This is a genomic window from Ruegeria sp. BF6, assembly GCF_056538665.1.
This window is the reverse complement of the sequence record NZ_JBQFTN010000036.1, coordinates 1-2,500: the sequence shown is the minus strand read 5'-3', so window position 1 is coordinate 2,500 and position 2,500 is coordinate 1. Positions and strand designations below refer to the sequence as shown.

The window sequence follows — 2,500 nt, the reverse complement described above, 5'->3', positions numbered from 1 at the left end:
TCAAACTCGGAGATAGCTGGTTCTCTGCGAAATCTATTTAGGTAGAGCGTCATCCGAATACCCCGGGGGGTAGAGCACTGGATGGGTAATGGGGCCCCACAGGCTTACTGATCCTAACCAAACTCCGAATACCCGGGAGTACTAGATGGCAGACACACTGCGGATGCTAACGTCCGTAGTGGAGAGGGAAACAACCCTGACCTACAGCTAAGGCCCCCAATTCATGGCTAAGTGGGAAAGCAGGTGGGACGACCAAAACAACCAGGAGGTTGGCTTAGAAGCAGCCATCCTTTAAAGATAGCGTAACAGCTCACTGGTCTAAATAAGTTGTCCTGCGGCGAAGATGTAACGGGGCTCAAGCCATGAGCCGAAGCTTAGGATGCCGTAAGGCATGGTAGCAGAGCGTAGTGTGACATAGAACTCATCCGTATTTGCATCCACCTGTGAAATATCAGCGGGTGTAATGACGGATCGAGTTCTTTCGATGAAGCCGGCCTGTGAGGGATCCGGTGGAGAGATCACTAGTGAGAATGATGACATGAGTAGCGACAAAGAGTGTGAGAGACACTCTCGCCGAAAGTCCAAGGGTTCCTGCTTAAAGCTAATCTGAGCAGGGTAAGCCGGCCCCTAAGCCGAGGCCGAAAGGCGTAGGCGATGGGAACTAGGTTAATATTCCTAGGCCAGGAGGATGTGACGGATCACAGGTGTAGTTCAATCTTATCGGATTGATTGGGCTGCTGAGTGGTTCCTGGAAATAGCCCTCCATCAGACCGTACCCTAAACCGACACAGGTGGACTGGTAGAGCATACCAAGGCGCTTGAGAGAACGATGTTGAAGGAACTCGGCAAAATACCTCCGTAAGTTCGCGAGAAGGAGGCCCGGTTCCTAGGCAACTAGGGGCTGGGGGCACAAACCAGGGGGTGGCGACTGTTTATTAAAAACACAGGGCTCTGCGAAGTCGCAAGACGACGTATAGGGTCTGACGCCTGCCCGGTGCCTGAAGGTTAAAAGGAGAGGTGAGAGCCTTGAATTGAAGCCCAGGTAAACGGCGGCCGTAACTATAACGGTCCTAAGGTAGCGAAATTCCTTGTCGGGTAAGTTCCGACCTGCACGAATGGCGTAACGACTTCCCCGCTGTCTCCAACATCGACTCAGCGAAATTGAATTGCCTGTCAAGATGCAGGCTTCCCGCGGTTAGACGGAAAGACCCCGTGCACCTTTACTACAGCTTCGCACTGGCATCAGGATTGTGATGTGCAGGATAGGTGGTAGGCTTTGAAGCGGAAACGCAAGTATCCGTGGAGCCTCCCTTGAGATACCACCCTTCGCACTCTTGATGTCTAACCGCGGTCCGTTATCCGGATCCGGGACCCTGCGTGGCGGGTAGTTTGACTGGGGCGGTCGCCTCCTAAAGCGTAACGGAGGCGCGCGAAGGTTGGCTCAGAGCGGTCGGAAATCGCTCGTTGAGTGCAATGGCAGAAGCCAGCCTGACTGCGAGACTGACAAGTCGAGCAGAGTCGAAAGACGGCCATAGTGATCCGGTGGTCCCGAGTGGAAGGGCCATCGCTCAACGGATAAAAGGTACGCCGGGGATAACAGGCTGATACTGCCCAAGAGTCCATATCGACGGCAGTGTTTGGCACCTCGATGTCGGCTCATCTCATCCTGGGGCTGGAGCAGGTCCCAAGGGTACGGCTGTTCGCCGTTTAAAGAGGTACGTGAGCTGGGTTTAGAACGTCGTGAGACAGTTCGGTCCCTATCTGCCGTGGGTGTAGGAGACTTGAGAGGAGTTGCCCCTAGTACGAGAGGACCGGGGTGAACGATCCACTGGTGGACCAGTTGTCGTGCCAACGGCAGTGCTGGGTAGCTATGATCGGACAGGATAACCGCTGAAGGCATCTAAGCGGGAAGCCCCCCTCAAAACAAGGTCTCCCTGAGGGCCGTGGAAGACCACCACGTCAATAGGCCGGAGATGTAAGCGCAGTAATGCGTTCAGTTGACCGGTACTAATCGCCCGATAGGCTTGATTTGATCCAGTAATGGAAAGACAAATCAAAAACATACACCTCAGTAAACATGGACAGCGCGTGCCAACGCAAACGGCACTGTTGATTGATAACACAACCGTGCGGGAACGCGCCTTTATCTACGATAAAGACGCTGCCTGCCGCACAGTCGCTTTCTTGCACAGCAAGAAAGTCGACCGAGGGCTTTTCCTCGGTTTGGTGGTCATAGCGCAAGTGAAACACCCGGTCCCATCCCGAACCCGGAAGTTAAGCACTGCCGCGCCAATGGTACTTGGGCTTAAGCCCCGGGAGAGTAGGTCACCGCCAAACCTAGAAAAAGCCCCCTTCTCTCTGACGATGGAAAAACACTACCCGGTCTCAAGTAGCCGAATAGGCGGTAGACCAACGCTAAGTGTCGCGGGATGGAGCAGCCCGGTAGCTCGTCAGGCTCATAACCTGAAGGTCGCAGGTTCAAATCCTGCTCCCGCAACCA

Annotated in this window: 1 tRNA gene and 2 rRNA genes (1 of these 3 cut by a window edge); all 3 read left to right on the top strand. The window is 54.3% G+C overall.

Going from position 1 to position 2,500, the window contains the following annotated elements:
- A 23S ribosomal RNA gene (locus tag ACR0IM_RS24345) occupies nucleotides 1–2,032 on the top strand; it begins 832 nt to the left of the window's first position.
- A 190-nt stretch (nucleotides 2,033–2,222) separates the two neighbouring features.
- Nucleotides 2,223–2,337 (top strand): 5S ribosomal RNA (gene rrf / locus ACR0IM_RS24340).
- An 86-nt stretch (nucleotides 2,338–2,423) separates the two neighbouring features.
- Nucleotides 2,424–2,500, top strand: a tRNA-Met gene (locus ACR0IM_RS24335).